Raw genomic sequence first — 19,060 nt, 5'->3', positions numbered from 1 at the left:
GACCTTAACGTACTTAACAACAGAAAAGGCTTTTTACACAACAGCTTGCGTCAAATTACCTACAAAATGCTGCAACTTGGAGAAATGTAGCCTTGCGCGCGCAGGCACGTCAAGTGCGAGGGGCACTACATAAGTGCTGCCCAGGCGGCCGGGGCGTCAATTAAGAAGATTTTCTCGCACTAGCAATTCAGCGATTTGAACGCTATTCAGGGCTGCGCCTTTACGGAGATTGTCGGACACCACCCAAAGGTTCAATCCTCGGTCATGGGAGATATCCTCGCGAATTCGACTCACGAAAACGGGATCACTCCCCGCCCCCTCGGTGACCGGCGTCGCGTAACCACCGTCCTCTCGCTCATCTAACACCGTGACACCAGGCGCAGACTCGAGCAATGCTCGCGCTTCCGCCGCAGTCAGTTTCTCTCGGGTTTCAATATGAACCGCTTCTGAATGCCCGTGAAAGACAGGCACGCGAACACAGGTGGCGTTTACGGCAATGCTGTCATCTTCAAAGATTTTCTGCGTCTCCCAGACCATCTTCATCTCTTCCCGGGTGTAACCGTTCTCCTGGAAAGTATCGATGTGCGGCAATGCGTTAAACGCGATCTGACGGGGGTACACCTTGCTCTCTGCAGGCTGACCGTTCAACAAACGTGCGGTCTGACCCGCAAGCTCCTCAATCGCCGACTTACCGGTTCCCGATACCGCCTGATAGGTAGCCACATTGATCCGCGTGATGCCTGCGGCATCGTGAAGCGGTTTAAGGGCAACCAACATCTGAATAGTCGAGCAGTTAGGGTTGGCAATGATGCCGCGGGCGTGGAAATCCACGGCTGCATGCGGGTTAACCTCCGGCACGATTAAAGGGACATCCGCATCTCGACGAAAGTGCGAAGTGTTATCAATCACTACGCAGCCGGCCTCCGCAGCGATGGGCGCATACTCTTCTGAAATGCTACCTCCGGCAGAGAATAAGCCGATTTGAACTTTCGAGAAATCAAAGCTAGCAAGGTCCTCTACCGCGCACTGCTTTCCACGAAAATTAACTCTCTTGCCAGCAGAGCGCTCAGAGGCGAGTAGATACAGCTCCCCTACCGGGAAATCACGCTGCTCTAATATTTCGATCATGGCCTCTCCCACCGCTCCGGTGGCGCCAACTACGGCTACATCGTAGGTTTCACTCATTACTTTTCTATCCGTCCGTCTTTGTTACGTTGGACAGGGCCGCCACCACGGCGTCCCCCATCTCATTTGTTGTGACTACTGCCTCGCCTGCACCGGCAATATCCGGCGTTCGCAAGCCCTTATCCAGCACCTGACCCACTGCGATCTCAATGCTGTCCGCCGCCGCGGGGCTGCCTAGGGAATAGCGAAGCATCATTGCCACAGACAGGATGGTCGCTAAAGGATTGGCCTTTCCTTGACCCGCTATATCCGGCGCGGAACCGTGACAGGGTTCGTAGATGCCCTGACCGCTTTCATTGAGGGACGCTGAGGGCAACATACCGATGGAGCCTGTGAGCATTGCTGCCGCGTCGGAAAGAATGTCGCCAAACATGTTGCCGGTCACAATGACATCAAACTGCTTGGGCGCACGGACCAACTGCATAGCAGCGTTATCGACATACATATGTTCCAGTTCGATGTCCGGGTATGACTCCGCGAGCTCCGTCACAACCTCTCGCCACAGCACCGTCGCTTCCAGTACGTTAGCCTTATCGACAGAGCAGACACGACCGCCGCGCTTTCCAGCTAGCTCGAAGGCCAGTTTGGCGATGCGTCGAATCTCGCTTTCGCTGTATACATAGGTGTTGAAGCCTTCACGCTCGCCGTTGTCCAGTTCGCGAATGCCTCGAGGCTGACCAAAGTAAATACCGCCGGTGAGTTCGCGAACGATGAGAATGTCCAAGCCAGCAACCAACTCAGGCTTCAGACTTGATGCATCGACCAGCTGGGGGTACATGATCGCGGGGCGCAGGTTGCCGAACAAACCAAGCTCGGAGCGGATTCGCAGCAAGCCTTTTTCGGGACGCAAATCCCGCTCTACGTTGTCATAAGCGGGACCACCCACCGCGCCCAACAAAATAGCATCGGCCGCCCTAGCCTTCTCCAGGGTGCTCGCCGGCAAAGGATAGCCCTCTGCATCGTAAGCAGAACCACCGATTAACGCGGATTCCGTGGTGATATCGAGATCGTAGAGCTCGCAGATTCGCGCAAGGACTTTCTCGGCCTCGGGTACGATCTCCTGACCAATGTAATCTCCCGGTAGGAGTAGTACTTTCTGACTCATGCCCCGGCTCCCGAGCGGAACAACCATGGGGACCGCGTTCGCAAAGCAGCCTCGTAGCTGCGAATAGCATCCTCACTCTTTAACGTGACACCAATGTCATCCAAACCTTCGAGCAAACACTGACGACGATAACCCTCAACCGGGAAAGACCAGCAACGATCACCGCTCAGACGCACCTCCTGTTTTTCAAGATCTACCGTCACGCTAAAGCCTTCGTTGGCATATAAGTCGGCAAACAGTTCGTCCACTTGCTCGGCGGTCAACACCACCGGCAATACACCGTTCTTAAAACAGTTGTTGTAGAAAATATCCGCAAAACTAGGGGCTATTACGCAGCGAAAACCATAGTCCTCCAAAGCCCAGGGCGCGTGTTCACGACTGGATCCGCAGCCAAAGTTCTCCCGCCCAAGAAGTACCGACGCACCTTTGTAACGGGAAAAGTTCAACGGAAAATCTGGATTCAAGGGACGCTGACTACAGTCCTGCCCTGGCTCTCCTTCGTCGAGATAACGCAACTCGTCGAACAGGTTAGGCCCAAAGCCGCTCCGCTTGATCGACTTCAAAAACTGCTTCGGAATAATCAGATCCGTATCCACATTGGCGCGATCCATGGGCGCAACCAGCCCTTCATGTACCGTAAAAGCCTTCATACCTGCGCTCCCTGCTCACCCTGAGTAAAGTCACGAACATCCACAAAGTGCCCCGCGATGGCCGCCGCGGCAGCCATCCCCGGACTCACCAGGTGCGTGCGCCCCCCAAAGCCCTGACGACCTTCGAAGTTTCTGTTGGATGTAGAGGCGCAGTGCTCGCCTTTTCCTAGCTTGTCAGCGTTCATAGCCAAGCACATGGAACAACCCGGCTCCCGCCACTCCAGCCCGGCATCGAGGAAAATCTGATCTAGCCCTTCTGCTTCCGCTTGCGCCTTTACCTCTCCTGAACCCGGCACAACCATTGCCTGCTTCACCGAGGCAGCCTTTTGCCGTCCGCGAACAACAGCCGCTGCTTCACGTAAATCTTCAATGCGCGAATTGGTGCAAGATCCTATGAATACGCGATCCGCCGGTATCGAGGTGATAGGCACTCCGCCATCCAAGCCCATGTAGCTCAAGGCTCGAACCGTAGCCTCTCGTTGCGAAGGACTATCCATACTCGCGGGGTCTGGAACGTCGGCGGTCACAGGTGCAACCATCTCCGGAGATGTGCCCCAGGTAACTTGGGGCGCCACTGTAGCCGCGTCTAAACGAATTTCACGATCGAAGATCGCATCGGCGTCGCTGTGAAGATCGCCCCAGGCCTTTACAGCGAGATCCCATGCATCGCCTGTGGGGGCCATGGGGCGACCACGGACATAATCCAGAGTCACGGCATCTACCGCGATCATTCCCATCCGCGCCCCAGCCTCGATGGACATGTTGCACAACGTCATGCGCCCTTCCATGCTCAGCGCCTCGACAGCTTCGCCGGCAAACTCAATTGCGAAACCTGTACCTCCCGCCGTGCCAATCTCACCAATGATAGCTAGCGCCAGATCTTTTGCCGTCACACCCAAGGCGAGCTTTCCGTCTACGCGGATACGCAAATTCTTCATTTTTTGCTGAACCAGGCACTGCGTAGCGAGAACGTGCTCAACTTCGGATGTACCAATACCATGCGCAAGCGCACCAAGCGCGCCATGAGTACTGGTGTGAGAATCGCCACACACCACAGTCATACCCGGGAGGGTCGCACCCATCTCGGGCCCTACGACATGCACGATGCCCTGGCGGCGATCATTGATAGGAATCTCTTCAATGCCAAAATGTTCGCAGTTGTCGTCAAGAGTTTGCACCTGCAAGCGAGACGTGGAATCAAGAATGCCGGCTACACCGCCCGCTCGCTCTGCTGAGTCCGTCGGCACGTTGTGGTCCGGCACTGCCAGGTTGGCATCAAGGCGCCAAGGCTGCCGCCCGGCAAGACGCAGCCCCTCAAAAGCCTGGGGGGAAGTCACTTCATGAATGAGATGGCGATCAATATAGATTAGCGCTGAGCCGTCCTCGCGCTCTTCCACCAAATGAAGATCCCACAATTTGTCGTACAAGGTTTTACCGGGCATAGCAGCGTTCTCGATTACGAAAAAACGCCGCCATCCTAGGCTTGCATTAGCAATAACTCAAATCTATTATTTTTATACAGTCAATAACTTCTGGTTATTCATGGATATCGCAAATCTTCGCGCCTTCGCCGCTGTGGCTCACGGCGAATCCTTCTCTGCCGCTGCAGAACAGTTGCATCTCACTCAACCAGCCGTGAGTAAGCGAATTGCCGTCTTAGAGTCGGAACTGAACGCGCCTCTTTTCGATCGACTGGGGCGACGCATCGAGCTCACAGAAGCGGGCCGAGCCCTGCTACGCCATATCCCCGAGGTGGAGCAAAGCTTGCGCCAGGCGGAGCAGGCCGTGCGGGACATCAACGGAGAAATTTCCGGCCCCCTGCGCATTGCCACCAGCCATCACATCGGTTTACATCGTTTACCACCGGTACTATCCGCGTTTCAGCGACTGTACCCTTCCGTCCACTTGGCCATAGAGTTTCTTGATTCAGAGCAGGCCTATGAACGCCTTAGGGTGGGAGACATCGAACTAGCTGTAGTCACTCTCGCGCCCGGCGACGTGTCACAGCTACAAAGCGAGGTTGTGTGGACGGACGAGCTATCGGTTATGGTTGCGAAAGAGCACGAGCTCGCTAATCGTCGGCGGGTTGCCATAGCGGAATTGGCGGAACACCCGGCGGTCCTTCCCGGTTTGGACACGTTTACCGGACAAATCGTACACGAGCACTTTAATGCAGCGGACGCCACTCTTCAGTTGCGTATGGCCACCAACTATCTTGAAACACTGCGGATGATGGCAGTGGTCGGTTTGGGCTGGACGGTACTTCCCAAGAGCATGGCCGGGCCAGATCTGCGGACACTCCGCGTAGAGGACACGAGGCTTCACCGCACCCTGGGCCTCGTTCGTCATCAGGAAAGAAGCCTGTCCCGCAGTGCCTCCGCATTCCTAACGCTCCTTCGTGAGTCCGGAGAGAAAAGCCCTAATTAGCTGTTTGTCTCGCGTCGGAAATTAGCGCCGTTTACGGCGCGTCGTCTCCTAAGAGAAACTTAGCTTGCTCAGTATTATCGTTTGTCACGACCAGACCGCCGTGATCGGGGCAGTAGAAGGTTCCGCTGTATCTGAGAATGGCTTTGTCACCGTCGAAAATAGCACCGCTGCAAAAGCCAAAGCGACGTTTGGCCTGGACATGGTCTGCGCGAGTTTCAAGCCAGTGCCCCAGACGCCCCGGCGCCATGAAATCAAAGCTGAGATTGATCGTCGGTGAAGCCGCCGGCTTATCTCGCAGTACGCGTATGCTGTTCGCTGCCGCTATATCTGCCAAGGTCATGAGCGCGCCCCCATGGACGATACCCATGGGATTCAGGTGTTTTTCTTCGACCAGCATGCCAAAGCTCACTTCCTTATCGACAACCCTCCGATAGAAAGGCCGAAGACTGTCAGCAAACCCCATACCATCCGGCACCAGAACAAAACCCTCAGGCACTGATGCAGAAACGCTGTCCTGATCTTCCATCGCCATGTCATTACCATCCCATATCTGTTAAAAAACTGCGGATCAAAAAATCCCCATCTCCAGCCCCGCTGCAAACCCGGCGCCAAACTCTCTTGCTTTGAGAAGCGCAGCCTGGTCCGGCACGCCACGGATTATTAATGGTTCCAAGGCCTCCGTAAAAGGAATACCACGGAGAATTCGCTGAGCCTCGGCAACAGCCCCGCGCCCGTCGTTACCCGCGGAAATCAACAACGCATAAGGCAAGCTGCACCGGTGTCCAATCATTGGATAAAAGGTTCTGTCGAGCAGGTCCTTCATACCCCCAGCGAGGCGGCCCGAATTCTCAGCGCACACCAATAACACGCCAGTGCTTGCGACTATTTCCGGTGCGCCTACGTCTACAGAGCGAGAAAAACGTGCGTCTGGGCAGTGTTCTAACGCCCCCTCCATACCTGCCGCAGCCAATTTTGCAGAGGCGCCACTTTGACTGTGATAAACCACCAACATGTCAACTAATTTTTATTCCTCAAAACTTCACAGAGATGTGGATAAAGCAGTGCGCAAAAAAAATGCAAGAGCAACCGAGTTATTCACAAGCAAATATTGATTTTCCTCGCCAACATCAAAGCCATATTATATCTGCATATTTTTCAATTACTTAGAAAACATTAATAACACCGATTATTGGTGATGGCGGCGCTATCACATTGTCAGAATTTTTTGCAAGCGCTGTGGATAACTTTATTTTTTCTCGCCAAATAACACCTTTCAAGGCGCCTCATGGCGGAATTCCCAACACTGATGCGGCACCGGCTGTCGCTGGAAATCGGGGTCCAAAGTGCGCTTGGTGATGTCCTTCACGGCGAAGCGCTCACTGACATCTGTATCGAGCCGGAACTTTCGCCGATTATTGGAAAAATATAGAACTCCGCTGGGCGCTAAGCGCGTCATCGCGAGATTCAAGAGGCCACCGTGGTCCCGCTGCACGTCAAAGCTACCAGGCACCTTTCGAGAGTTCGAAAACGAAGGAGGATCAAGCAGGATTAAGTCAAAAAGATCGTCACCCTCACGCAACCATTGCATGACATCAGCGCGTTGGAGGTGATTTCGAGTTTCAGCGAGCCCGTTGTGCGCCAAATTTTGCCCCAGCCAGGCCAGATAGCTGTTTGATAAATCGACACTCACGGTTTCGCGCGCGCCCGCGAGCGCGGCATGAACCGTCGCCGATCCCGTGTAGCAGTACAGGTTAAGAAACCGCAGTCCTTTTGCCTCAGCCGCTATACGCAGACGTAGCGGACGATGATCGAGAAACAAGCCTGTGTCCAAATAGTCATGGAGATTGACGAGGAGTTTTGCATTCCCCTCACGCACCGAGAGCATCTCGCCTGCGTCGCCGCGTACCTGATACTGGGACTTACCTCGCTGGCGCTCGCGCTGCTTAAATACGATCTTGTCCGCGGTTGTACCCGTAGCCTCGGGCAAGCTCAGGCGAATATCTGCGAGGCGCTGCGCCGCGGCTTCCTCACTGATTTGTGCTGGCGCCTTGTACTCGGCGACATGCAGATACTCACCATAGCGATCAATGGCGACGGCATACTCCGGAATGTCCGCGTCATACAGGCGATAGCATTCATTGCCACTACGCTTTAGCCAGGATGCTAATTTGCGCTGGTTCTTGCGCACGCGATTGGCGAACATTTCTGCGCCAGGGCTGAGGACCAGATTTGCTTTCTCTTCCGCTACCGCTGGAGCTTCCCGCTCCCTGGCACCGGCATGCTCGTCAGTGAGCCTGTTCCCCTCGAGATCGATAAGCAGGAGCGTCACCGGCAAGCGTCCGTTGAACAGCTGGTACTGACGATGACTGCGCAGCCCCAAAGAGCGCCCATGCTCCCGGTCACCCGCGAGAATAGCGGCCTGCCAGCCATTGAACTCGCGATTGAGCAGCTCGCCGAGATGCCGATACAGCTGGGGCAGGCTGTCTTTTCGCCCAATGCGTTCACCGTAAGGGGGATTGGTGATGAGCAAACCCTTAGGCAGAGCGATATGCGTTGGTTTGCGCACCTCTCCGAGCGCCTTGACGCTCACCCGGACCCACTTAGCAAGGCCCGCAGCGCTAATGTTTTCCTCGGCACGCCTGATCACCTTGGGGTCTGCATCGTAACCGCGAATCTCCGGTAATCCTTGAGCGAGTCCACGCTCTGCCCTACCCCGTGCCTCGCTTTGAATCGCTCGCCACTGCTCATCGTCGTGTCCCGACCACGCCATAAACCCAAAGCTTGATCTACCTAGGGCCGGTGCCTGATCCGCGGCTATCTGCGCGCCCTCCAAAAGCAATGTGGCCGAGCCGCACATGGGATCCACAAGAGCCGCGCCTTCGCTCGCAAGGCGCGGCCAGTCAGCTCTTAACAATAAGGCCGCTGCCAGATTTTCCTTCAGCGGCGCGTCCCCTGACGCACGACGGTAACCACGACGATGAAGGCTCTCGCCCACCATATCCAGAGCCACATCTATCCGGTCACGATGTAAGCGAACGACGATCTGCAGATCAGGATTCTCCAGGCTGATCTTCGGTGGCGTTAGGCTCGCGGCACGATACACGTCTACGATGGCATCCTTACTTCGCTGCGCGCCAAAACGTGTGTTGCGAATTTCGCTGTTGGTGCCATGAAAAGTAACCGCAACACTTCGGCCCTCTTGCAACAACTCGGGCCAGGGCAAACCACACAGTGTTTCGTACAGAGCATCCGCATCACTGGCGGGTCCATCACCCACCGGCATCAATACGCGTGTAGCTGTGCGAGACCACAAACAAGCCCGATACATGACGGCCCGCGTACCAACGAAGCTAACACCGGCCTGCTGTTCCCGAAGATCCGTAGCCCCAAGTGCTTCAAGCTCTTTAGCCAAAATCGGCGGCAATGCACGTGGACAGGTGGCCAGCCATGGTTGGGGCGTGTCAGCGATCACTGTTACGAGGCTTCACTTTGCGCACCACGGGCTTTGCTGCGGGCGGAGTTTTTGTTTTTGTTTTTGCCTTGGTGGACCTCGCCCTCACAGGCTTATTGGCTGGGGTGGCGCTTGGGGCAGCGACGGAAGCCTTGCTTTGAGCTTTAGCCCTGGGGCGAGGCTTTGCCTTTTGCTTGGCGGTCGCGGGGTTGGCTTTCGCTTTCGCTTTAGCTCTGGCTTTTGAGCCTGCGTTCCCGCTACCTTCGCTGACATTCGCCGACGCTTCCCGCTCCATGACGTCCACCACCAACTGCGTAGAGGAATCCATGTACTCGATGAAGCGCTGGTACCCGTCGTCGCTTAGATCTCTAAGGAAGTCGTGCTGGCGATAGAGGTTAACAAAGCGACGCTCCCGCTCGAAGTTACGGGGCAATGCCATGACACCCCACTGCTCAAGGGTCGCTTCCAGCTGCGGGTTGTAACTACGCAAAAATTTGATCAGAAAAGGAACCGGGTCGTGGCGTGCAAGGAGCGAAGCGGTGCGCAGCATCAGCTCCAGAGGCAGTATGGACTCGCCTCGCTCGACACCTTCGAGCACAGACTGATCACCCAGATCCAGACGATCCGAGAGTTCAGAAACAGTCAGGCCAGCCATTTCACGAGCATCACGGAGAAAGCGCCCTGCTTCCGCCATCGCCTCCAAACGCTCTGGGGACGCACCATTGAGCAGAAGGTCGCGAACCCAGGAGTCTCCAAACATGGCGCTCATCGTCGCTACGTCGACAGCAAGATCCAGTGTGCCGCCGGCAACCTTCCCAGCTCGTTTAATAAGCGTATCGATCAGGGATGAGCGGCTGCCATCAGTTCCCGTAGCGGGATCATCGCCACCGGCTCGAGAATATTTGTCTCTGGGATCGTTTTTCACAGTGAGAGCATAACGCAGGTGCCGGTCAGGCCCTAGCGACTGGGCGGAAGCTGACCCCCAGTCTCCAGTGCATTAATGCGTGTGAGTATTTGCCGCCACTGCGAATATCGATCCTGAACGCTGCCGCTTAAACGAAACACGCCATCGTCGACCTCCAATACTGTTTCCAGTGACTCGCCAGAAAAGCCCTTTACGATCTCACGCAGGTCCTCTTCCTGAATCTTCACTTTTCGGTAGCTCGCGTATACCTGCTGCATCGCCGCGTAAGACCCCCGACGGGCGCTGGATTTTCGCTCGGATGCGGTGCTTCGATAGTCGTCACCAAAACGCTGAAGCTGGTAATTGTATTCTCTCCATAGGGCATAACTATCTTCTACATCGCCCCGCAAATCGGTGTACTGCTCGTCGACAGCGTCGATAAACAAATCATCCTGACGCCGCACCCGAGATAATCGCAGGAGCATCGGATCGCCGTCTGCAGGAAAACTCACCAAGGAGTAGTTACCCTCGTCTGTACGTCCCACAAAGCGATCGAAAGTCGCAGGTGACAAACCCGCTGCAAAACGCATAAGTGCCAGACGCTGCAGGGTCTGCCTTCGCCCTTCGTTCAAAGCACTAGCGACTACCAGTAGATCGTTGCTGATCGCCCGATAGATATCACCGAAAGGCTCTTTCCCCGCGGCCACGGGATAGTCGCTGTCACCCGCTTCATCACGATAAATTTTGTCAAGGAACAAGCTGCCATCTGCACCTCGCGCCCGAAGCTGCAATTCGAGTACCTCGCCATCCGCCCTCAGGATCTCGCCCTCGATAAGCATCGGCATGAACACGTCACTGGAATGGACTACGCGCACTGCTCCCCAGGCACCACTGTCCTCCAAAAAAGTCGACAGCGTTACCGGTATCAATAGCGATTCTGCTTTGCGCACGGTGGGAAACACCCGCCCACTTTGTTGGCGATTGTCGAGCCCCTGATCGAACACCGTTATACCCACGTCCAGAGGTAGCGCGGTCGAACTTGCCGTCTGTAAACGCACAGTACCCACAGGCGGTGCAAGGGGCTCAGGCTCCGGCGGCGCTTCGGGCACACCTCGATTGTTGCTGCAGCCCTGTAAAAAAAACAGCAGCAAAAGCGCAGTAATCCACAAGCGATTCATTACTGGGATTCCGTGGTGCATACACGGCCTCGGGTTAGGGTCTCGGTGCAGCGATATCCGTTGCTACCGGGAACGAAGCGTCGGTAGACCCGACGTATAGAGAACGGTTCGGATACTCCGCGAGAAAAAAGACTGGTCACAATCGCCAGCGTTTGCCCAGACTCCGCCACTGACAAGCGATGCACGATATCCAGGCCATCAGGAAGGCGTATCTGAAACACCAGTTGTTGGCCATCCCAGAAACAGCGTTCGCTACCCAAACCGTAATCGACTTGCACCGGTGCATCGGGACCATAGTCGCAACTCAGGGAAAAATTGCCTTCTCGCTCAACTCGGATTGCCACGCGACTCTGCTCGATCTCCAGTAACTGAGATTCGGTGATCATTTCGGCCATTCGCGCCATTCCCACAATCCTCTCCTGAGAGGATGTTGGTGGCGTGCCTACCGTGTTGCGACCCCGCTCGTTAGTATTTCGGGCCGCCTGAGCACGGAGACCACGCATCGTCGAATTAAACTGTGCCTGGAGATTATCGCTACGCGCATAGTCGAGCTCCCAGTTCCCGGACATATCTACGGGATCTGACGCAACCTCCTGCACCACGGGCTGATCCGCGCAGGCGACGACACCTGCGACCAGGAGCAGCGCCAGAAATTGCAGTAGAAGAAAGCGGCAGGCGCGAAACATCGTAAGACGAAACATGGATATCCGGAGTATTAGAGGTAGTGACTCGCGCTCAGTGCGAGAGAACGGATGCTGACACAGCGACTCGTCATCAACAAGGGCAACGGTGCCAGCTGTCTTGGACAAAGGTATACTCCCGCCGCGCTGGAACGTCCCAGACACAGCAATTGCACAACATTTTGAGCATTCGGAGTTACACAGTGACACAAAGTTTTTTTCCACCACAACGCACGCTTATGGGCCCTGGCCCCTCGGATGTAGCCCCTCGCGTGCTCGCGTCCCTCGCACGCCCCACCATTGGACATCTGGATCCTCTGTTCGTTGCGCTGATGGATGAAATCAAAGAGCTGCTTCAGTACGCCTTCCAGACTAGCAACGAACTCACACTCCCTATATCTGCGCCGGGATCGGCAGGTATGGAGGCCTGCTTTGTGAATCTTCTGTCACCGGGCGACACTGCAATCGTTTGTCAGAACGGCGTTTTTGGCGGCCGCATGCGCGAAAACGTAGAGCGCTGCGGCGCTACGGCGATCATGGTTGAGGACGATTGGGGGAAACCGGTAGACCCTCAAAAAGTCGAAGCCGCCCTCAAGGAGCATCCAGAAGCTTCAGTGCTAGCTTTTGTGCACGCGGAAACCTCCACGGGGACCCGTAGTGATGGCGCTGCGCTGTGTAAGCTCGGTCACGAGCACGACACTCTCGTCATCATGGACACTGTTACCTCGCTTGGAGGCATCCAGCTTAAAGTAGATGACTGGGGGGCTGACGCTGTCTACTCCGGCTCACAAAAGTGCCTTTCCTGCGTGCCGGGAATCTCGCCGGTGACATTCAGCCCTCGAGCGGTAGAACGCATTCAAGCGCGGAACCATAAAGTGCAAAGCTGGTTCCTGGATATGCAGCTGGTTATGGGCTACTGGGGCGGAGACAGCAAACGCGCCTACCACCACACGGCGCCCGTCAACGCCTTATATGCACTCCACGAGACCTTGGTCATTCTGAAAGAAGAAGGCCTCGAAAACGCTATCAGCCGTCACAGCAGAAACCACCGGGCACTCGTGGCTGGGTTGGAGGCCATGGGACTCAAAATGGCTGTAGCTGAAGCATGGCGCCTGCCGCAGCTGAACTCCGTTTGCATTCCCGAGGGTGTTGACGACGCACAGGTCCGTAGTCGGCTGCTACGCGACTTCGACCTGGAGATTGGCGCCGGGCTCGGCGCGCTGGCAGGCAAGACCTGGAGAATCGGCCTTATGGGTCATGCGAGCCGTGAACGCAACGTTATCCTTTGTCTCAATGCCTTGGAAACCGCACTCAAAGCTGAGAAATTTTCTCTTGAGAGCGGCGCCGCGGTTCAAGCAGCGACAGACTTTTACCAGTCCCTATGAACTAACCGAAGCTCGAGAGCGCTTCTCAGAGAGGACGTCCCCGGATCATCGTCCAAAGCCGCTGGAAGGTACCGGGGCCGCGCTCGCGACTCACTACATAGTCAACGTGCTTAGTGTCCTGCGCGTCCGGGTTCAGCTGGATACTCCACAGGGATCCAATTTCATTGGGGAGTAATGAGTAGCGGACATCCATAATGCGATCGGGAAAACGCGGGTCCGCTGCGAGATAGTCCATGCTAAACCAGCGGAAGCGTTCGACATCGCGCGCCTGCAGCGAGCCTTGCTCAAGCCAGGGAAAGTCGCGAGACAGATCAAGAACAGGCACGGTGGAACCGGTATAAACCACCGGCTCGGAGCCCAGTCGAACAGCATCGACGTAGTAACTGCCCGCCTCCCGATAGATCGTCTTCCACAACAAGAGATTTGCAAAACTCGGCTTAGCCTCCACCAGGGCAGGAGTATGCCCTCGACAATCTGCAAGCCGTCGACCCTCCTCCTCTGCGACATCTCTGGCGATCACACCCATTGAGAGATAGCCAAGCACCCAGAACATACCCAGCACCGCAGGCCAGCGGCGACGCCGTATACGCGAAGCTACAACAAGAATGATTAACGGTAGAGTCAATAAGGGGTCAATAATCGACACGTTATTCCAGGCGAAGCGCTGATCGGAAAAAGGCCAAAACAGCAAAGTACCGTAGCTGGTACAGGCATCAAGAAGCGCATGGGTGGCGTAGCCCAAGCCAGTAAACACGTAGATGTCGCGAAAGGACCATCCAATGCGCCGCCCGAGAGTCCCCCAAAGCGCTAAGGCAACGATGGCCGCTCCCACGGGTATAAAAATGAGGGAGTGGGTAAACTGCCGGTGGTATTCCAGAAAGAGCAATGGGTCGTTCGCCGAACGAATCAGTACATCCAGGTCCGGCGCCATACCCCCGGCAATCCCGCAGAGCATCGCCAGTCCCATACGCTCGCTGCGGGCCAGCGATTGCGGCAAAGCCGCCCCCAAAGTGCCCTGCGTTACCGGGTCCACGAAAAACTCGCGACAGCTGTTCTAAACAGAGACTCGATGATCACTGGTACTCCTTAATCAATATCAAATCGATAGTAGAGGTCGAAAGAGCTTTCCAAGCGGCTCACCACTTCCAACCACAATCTCGAGCGGAGGTATAAGCGAGCCGTTAGCGCGTTCACAGGCTCATAAATACCCACACCGTAGCTCAGATAAAGACGCTCGCCCACGTAAGCGCTGATAGTCGCTGCCATATCATCGTCACTGCCTTCAGCGCCGAGCGCTACGCCCGACAAGCCCGGGATAGAGTTTAACGATTCCAGTGCACCGGATTGGTTAATGGCTGAGGCGCCCAAAGATAGGGCCATTGCCGTGCCGTCCACAGACGCTCCCGCGTCTGGCCCGCGACCTCTCAAGAGATACGACAGGGTATCTCGTTCTGAACGGACAGGATCGGAGAAGATCTCAAACACCGGCTCCTCCAGACTACCTCGAACGTGAAACCCCACCCGCAGATCCTCGGCGCGAATACGTCGCTCGGCACTAAGATTCAATGCGGGATTTACCGGGTCACCCACAAAACCCACGCTGCCCTCGGTCAAGCGCAGCACCTGACCATAGGCGCGTAGCTCGCCACCGAGCACTTGCAGGTCACCGTACAGCGATGGCGGCGTGTCCGGCTGTAGATTAACGCTCAAATCGCCGGCTAAAGTCGCTTCGATCTCTTTAGAGCGCAAGGTGAACCCTGGCTCAATGAGCGCTCTTAGATCAAGGACTACGTCAAAACGGCGGGGGGGTGACTGAGGCAGATCAAGACGATGAAAATCGCTGGACAGCGCAACAGCTTCATCAGCAGGGCCTGAATGCTCCAAAACACCTTTGTGCACCGTAACCTGCCCGTCGATTGTGACGCTGTCTCGTGTCAGCAGAAGACTTAGATCAGGAGATACCGTTGCCTCAACCCCCATAGACGCAAGCCGAAACGCGTTCCTTGCGCCTTCAAGGTCCGCAACTAACGCGTCTTCATCGCAGCAAACACCAGTGAGCGACAGCGGTGCCCCACCGAGCTTACCTTGAGCGTCTACGGTGAAACCTTCGCCGACCGCATTAATATTCAGCCGGACTTCAGAGAGCACAGTATCGATATCCGGGTGGCGTGCAGCAGCGTCATCCAGAACAACTTGACCAAAAACCTGCGGGCTTTCCCGCGAGCCTTCGACGGTCAAGTCTGCCTCGATATTGCCGCTGCGGAGGGTCCACTCCGGGAGAAGATCGTCTAGGGCGGCAAGGTCCAATCCGTCGGTTTTCAGCGCACCCGCGAGGCTTTCACCGGATTCGTTCACGTCAAAGTACAGTCCGCCAACGCGGCTCGAGCGCAGATTCATCGTCAAGCTCTTATTGTTACCTTTAATCTCGCCAGCGGCTCTAGCATGCTCCCATTGGATGGGGTTAGCGGTTCCCTCGTGAAGATAGGGGTCGATAGATAGAACATCAAAGTCCACATCAAAGGCGGCATCTTCAAGCTCTCCATCCAGCCAAGCGACCGTTACTGTTCCGGCTCCTTTGGCCTGCAGGGAAAACGGCTTTTGGGAAACTGCCCCTTGCAGCTCTTCATTGATTTGAACAGCCAGCCCGAGCATGCCGCTTTGTCCGAGAGACGCGCCATCAGCACAGGCCGTGTTTATTCGCCACTGCAAGCAAAACGCTTCCAGATTTATCGCGGCAGCATCAGCGTTCCAATTGCCTTGCACTAGCTCTTTAGAGTGGATGGCTTCGTCGCGCAGATAAACCACGAAAGGCTCAAGCCTAAAATCCACTCCCGCCGCAGTTTTCTCCATGAGCAGATTCAGATCGCCCCTCAAATCCCCTTCCGCTCTCAGGTCAAGTTCCGTGGTGTCTCCGGGGGTTATCCTGGCCTTCAGAGCGGATACGGTGAGTTCTCCGCCAGGCAGCCCCTCGGGTAGCTCAAGGATCGCGGGGGCTCCCACAAGATCGGAACGCCGGTAAGAAAAAGCTAATGCTTCCCGCGAACCCGCTAGCTCTCCCGTAGGTAGCATAGGGACTTCGCTCGCTCGAACATTGCCTTCCAAAGACCACTGAACGTCGCCCTGCTCTACATCTAGTCCTTCGGTGGCGAGAGAGTAGCTACCGAGAAAATCCGCGACGGCAAAAGTGAGCTCTACAGCCCCGGAGACAAGCGTTTCAGGCTGACCTAGCTCAAGGGGAACAGCCAAGTGATCCACCACCAGCTGAAGCTCCGGCGTCAGCGACGTCAAAGAGCCAAGGGGCCCAGAGACGTGCAGCAAAGGCTGCGCTGCATTCCCAAGGACGCCCTCTCGCAGCTCCCATACTTCTGCGACTTGCTGAAGATCCACACTCAGCCACTGAGGCGCGTCAGCAAATCCAGATATTTGCTGCCTGAAAAGCACGTCCAGATTCTGCGCATCCGTGACTTGCAATTCAAACGCGAGAGGCCCGCTCATGGCGATAGCAGGATAGCTAGCTAACTGCGGTGCGAGGTTGAGCAAGCCATCCAGAGACCCGACCACTGCCACCGACTCAGAGGGCAAGCGGTCAATATCGACCGACAGCACCGTGGAGTTATCGGATGCGCGACCGACGCCAGCAAGAGAGCTCAAGTTGCCGCTAAGGTCTAGGCTGTAGCTGTCGCCTAGACCCGCGGGCCATGACGAAATCTCTGCTGTATCGACCACAAGGTTCAGCACTAACTCCCAAGCACCGTAGATACTCAGGAAGCCGCCGCCGTTCCAATCCAGCAGTCGGTGAACGCCAGATAGCTGTGTGACCAGAGCCCTTTGACGCCCAAGCTCTCCAGACAGCTTGAGGTCGGTGAAGCGCTCAGCAAAACCCGACTCTTCATCGTCCCCATTCTCGCTACGCCGGCCAGCAGAACTCAGGAGCAATTCATCGACACTAAGGGTCTCGATATCCAAGGACACCGGAAGCCAAGGCAAGGGCGCAGTCAAGGGAGGCGAGTCGTCATTAGCTGGGCTACCGAGATCCACAGATAGGGTCTCTACTTCTGCCTCGCGGATGCACACGATGCTGCGAAGCGCGCACGCCCAGTTAACTCGGAGATAGGCGTTTTCCAGCTTAATGGATACAGCCTCATCGCTGTAGCGTAGGGAGCCAAAAGAGACTCCCGCCCACAGGGAGCCCGCGGGATTTTGAACCTGGACGGGCAATCGCGTCTCCAGCTGGCCCAGCATCCAACGGAGTCCGGTACTGCTCCCTAGCAGCCAAACAGGCAGCAGAGGAGTGAGCAGAAGCAGGCCCATGGCAAGATATCGAAGCAGTCGCCTTCTCAAAACTCTGCTCCGATGTTGACGTGCACACGCCAGGAACCGCCGCTTTCAGACACCGGGTTGGCAAGTTCAAGGCGCAGCGCCCCAACCGGAGACAGGTAATGAATACCTAGACCAACACCGACGTTGGTCTCAAAATCTCCGCTGTCAAAAGCATCTCCGGCGTCGACAAAAAGCGCTCCACGCCACCGCTCGCTGAAGTATCGCTGCAATTCGAAGGTTCCGGTCAGCAGACGAGTACCACCCACAACAAGACGATCATTCCGAAGCGTGGGAATATCTTCTACGGTGACCTCCCTGCCCACGGACTGATAGCCAAAGCCCCTGATGCTGTTATCCCCTCCCGCAAAAAACGCGAGGGACGGCGGTAAATCTTGCGCATCATCTGAACTGGTCCACAGCACTCCCGCCTCAACCCGCCCAACTACGCGCCACCGCTCCCCCAGTGTTCTCAGGCCGGTAACACTGCCGTAAAGCCTCACAAGATCTTCATCGGAACCCACGTCTGCCGATGCACCCTCGATGCTGTAAAACTGGCTAACACCGCGACTGGGATCAACGACATCTCCGCGTCGATAGCGCGATGAAACACTCGCTCCTGCGAGTAAAAACCTGGCGTCAAAGTCATCGCTGAGAACACCCCAACGTTCGTTCAGAGCGCGCAACTGAACGCTGCGCACCGTTCCCGCTTTTGTACGCTCCCTACGCACTCTAAATTCACGCTGTTCGCTTTCAAGATCGCCAAACTCGTTGTCTTCCAAGCGGCCTATCAGCTGTAAAACATCGTTCGCAGGATCATCCAAAGGAATGCTGTAGGTCACTCGTGCCTGAGGGTTCACCGGGGACCAGCGAAGCGCAGTCTCTTGACTGTGGCCCCAGCGGTTGAGACGGGGACTCTGCCAGGTAAGCGAGAGACGCTGACGCGTATCGGTGCTAAATCCCACGCCAACTTCATAACTGTGTCGCGGAGCAGTGGTCACAGCGACGCGTATAGGCACTGCGGGAAAGCTGCGATCCGGTAGATCGGGTAACACCGTGACACTGCCAAAGTAGCCAAGGCGCAAAAGACGCTGGCGGAGCTCAAGCAATAGCTTTTGCTCGTAGGGCGCTCCGGGCTCGAAGGGTAGCAACCGCTCAAGGAGCGCTGGATCAATGAGCGTCTCGTCAACAGTGATGGCACCGAACTCGTAACGAGCACCCGCATCAAACACAAGGGACATCGTCGCCTGCTTGCGACCTACATCCAGATCAACACGATTTTCCGTAAACGCGGCGTCAAAGTATCCTCGTCGACGAGCGGCCTGAAGCAACTCACGTTTCAGCGTCTCGTAACGTCCATGGTGAAGAGCATCACCCACCTTGGGGGATCGAGTAGCAGCGATTTCCTGCAGACGTTCGTCGTCTCTCCCCTCGCCGGTAAGTTGCACGGACACATCGGTGTAACGAAGCGCGTCACCCGCTTCTATTTTGAGAGTGGCCCTCCAGGGGTTATCACTGCGATCCACCTCAAGTTCGATGCTGTGGTCATAGAAGCCGAGAGCTTCTAAAGCCTCAGCGGTTAACAACGGAGCGGTACTCAGAAACCGCTCTACCGCGTTTTCTTCCGCAGGGGAGACGCCAAGGTAGGCGCGGATATTCTCCCGGGCTTCTTTGCCTACGCCCTCAACGCGATAGCGAAGTCCCTCAGCTGCAGGCGCTGTCGCTGCGAAGCAAAAGCAAAAAACCGCGGGAAATGCGATGCGCAACACAATGCTCAT

15 protein-coding genes are annotated in these 19,060 nt (G+C 56.1%); 2 read left to right on the top strand and 13 right to left on the bottom strand.

Annotated elements, in window-relative coordinates; translation table 11 throughout:
- Nucleotides 1–156 precede the first annotated feature (156 nt).
- From R0137_RS10555 to leuC, 4 genes are read right to left on the bottom strand one after another with little or no spacing between them, the layout of a single operon-like run.
- The gene (locus R0137_RS10555; RefSeq protein WP_407326388.1) at nt 157–1,185 is read right to left on the bottom strand and encodes an aspartate-semialdehyde dehydrogenase; all 1,029 of its coding nucleotides are present in this window, start codon (nt 1,183–1,185) and stop codon (nt 157–159) included.
- A 7-nt stretch (nt 1,186–1,192) separates the two neighbouring features.
- Nucleotides 1,193–2,290, bottom strand: a complete 1,098-nt coding sequence (gene leuB, locus R0137_RS10550) for a 3-isopropylmalate dehydrogenase (RefSeq protein ID WP_407326387.1) — start codon at nt 2,288–2,290, stop codon at nt 1,193–1,195.
- The gene (gene leuD, locus R0137_RS10545; RefSeq protein WP_407326386.1) at nt 2,287–2,940 is read right to left on the bottom strand and encodes a 3-isopropylmalate dehydratase small subunit; all 654 of its coding nucleotides are present in this window, start codon (nt 2,938–2,940) and stop codon (nt 2,287–2,289) included. The genes leuB and leuD overlap by 4 nt, the downstream gene beginning before the upstream one ends.
- Nucleotides 2,937–4,382: a 3-isopropylmalate dehydratase large subunit gene (gene leuC / locus R0137_RS10540; RefSeq protein ID WP_407326385.1), complete on the bottom strand. Its 1,446-nt coding sequence runs from the start codon at nt 4,380–4,382 to the stop codon at nt 2,937–2,939. The genes leuD and leuC overlap by 4 nt, the downstream gene beginning before the upstream one ends.
- Nucleotides 4,383–4,482: 100 nt before the next feature.
- Between leuC and R0137_RS10535 the strand changes: the two genes are divergently transcribed.
- On the top strand, nt 4,483–5,367 hold the full coding sequence (locus tag R0137_RS10535) for a LysR family transcriptional regulator (RefSeq protein ID WP_407326384.1): 885 nt from the start codon (nt 4,483–4,485) through the stop codon (nt 5,365–5,367).
- A gap of 31 nt (nt 5,368–5,398) precedes the next feature.
- On the opposite strand, the gene R0137_RS10530 is transcribed toward R0137_RS10535, so the two are convergent.
- The 6 genes from R0137_RS10530 to R0137_RS10505 form a co-directional block, all read right to left on the bottom strand.
- Nucleotides 5,399–5,899 (bottom strand): PaaI family thioesterase, encoded by a 501-nt coding sequence (locus tag R0137_RS10530; protein WP_407326383.1) that lies wholly within the window; start codon nt 5,897–5,899, stop codon nt 5,399–5,401.
- A gap of 36 nt (nt 5,900–5,935) precedes the next feature.
- On the bottom strand, nt 5,936–6,379 hold the full coding sequence (locus tag R0137_RS10525) for a flavodoxin (protein WP_407326382.1): 444 nt from the start codon (nt 6,377–6,379) through the stop codon (nt 5,936–5,938).
- A 261-nt stretch (nt 6,380–6,640) separates the two neighbouring features.
- On the bottom strand, nt 6,641–8,839 hold the full coding sequence (gene rlmKL, locus R0137_RS10520) for a bifunctional 23S rRNA (guanine(2069)-N(7))-methyltransferase RlmK/23S rRNA (guanine(2445)-N(2))-methyltransferase RlmL (RefSeq protein ID WP_407326381.1): 2,199 nt from the start codon (nt 8,837–8,839) through the stop codon (nt 6,641–6,643).
- Complete coding sequence (locus R0137_RS10515) at nt 8,829–9,743, bottom strand: multiprotein-bridging factor 1 family protein (RefSeq protein WP_407326380.1); 915 nt, start codon at nt 9,741–9,743, stop codon at nt 8,829–8,831. The genes rlmKL and R0137_RS10515 overlap by 11 nt, the downstream gene beginning before the upstream one ends.
- A gap of 32 nt (nt 9,744–9,775) precedes the next feature.
- Complete coding sequence (locus R0137_RS10510; RefSeq protein WP_407326379.1) at nt 9,776–10,900, bottom strand: hypothetical protein; 1,125 nt, start codon at nt 10,898–10,900, stop codon at nt 9,776–9,778.
- Nucleotides 10,900–11,709: a hypothetical protein gene (locus R0137_RS10505; RefSeq protein WP_407326378.1), complete on the bottom strand. Its 810-nt coding sequence runs from the start codon at nt 11,707–11,709 to the stop codon at nt 10,900–10,902. The genes R0137_RS10510 and R0137_RS10505 overlap by 1 nt, the downstream gene beginning before the upstream one ends.
- Nucleotides 11,710–11,819: 110 nt before the next feature.
- Here R0137_RS10505 and R0137_RS10500 point away from each other — a divergent pair, with 110 nt between their 5' ends.
- Nucleotides 11,820–12,965 (top strand): pyridoxal-phosphate-dependent aminotransferase family protein, encoded by a 1,146-nt coding sequence (locus R0137_RS10500; protein ID WP_407330006.1) that lies wholly within the window; start codon nt 11,820–11,822, stop codon nt 12,963–12,965.
- A 25-nt stretch (nt 12,966–12,990) separates the two neighbouring features.
- Here R0137_RS10500 and R0137_RS10495 read toward each other — a convergent pair whose 3' ends face one another.
- Genes R0137_RS10495 through R0137_RS10485 form a run of 3 tightly spaced genes read right to left on the bottom strand, consistent with a single transcriptional unit; the run spans nt 12,991 to nt 19,060 of the window.
- Nucleotides 12,991–13,998 (bottom strand): metal-dependent hydrolase, encoded by a 1,008-nt coding sequence (locus R0137_RS10495; protein WP_407326377.1) that lies wholly within the window; start codon nt 13,996–13,998, stop codon nt 12,991–12,993.
- 53 nt (nt 13,999–14,051) lie between these two features.
- Nucleotides 14,052–17,306: a translocation/assembly module TamB domain-containing protein gene (locus tag R0137_RS10490; RefSeq protein ID WP_407326376.1), complete on the bottom strand. Its 3,255-nt coding sequence runs from the start codon at nt 17,304–17,306 to the stop codon at nt 14,052–14,054.
- A complete protein-coding gene (locus tag R0137_RS10485) occupies nt 17,303–19,060 on the bottom strand; it encodes an autotransporter assembly complex protein TamA (RefSeq protein WP_407326375.1) in 1,758 nt (585 codons plus the stop codon). The genes R0137_RS10490 and R0137_RS10485 overlap by 4 nt, the downstream gene beginning before the upstream one ends.

The organism is Congregibacter brevis, assembly GCF_045689245.1.
GTDB lineage: Bacteria > Pseudomonadota > Gammaproteobacteria > Pseudomonadales > Halieaceae > Congregibacter > Congregibacter brevis.
Note: the sequence above shows the minus strand (reverse complement) of the source record. Positions and strands in the feature narration are given on the sequence as shown.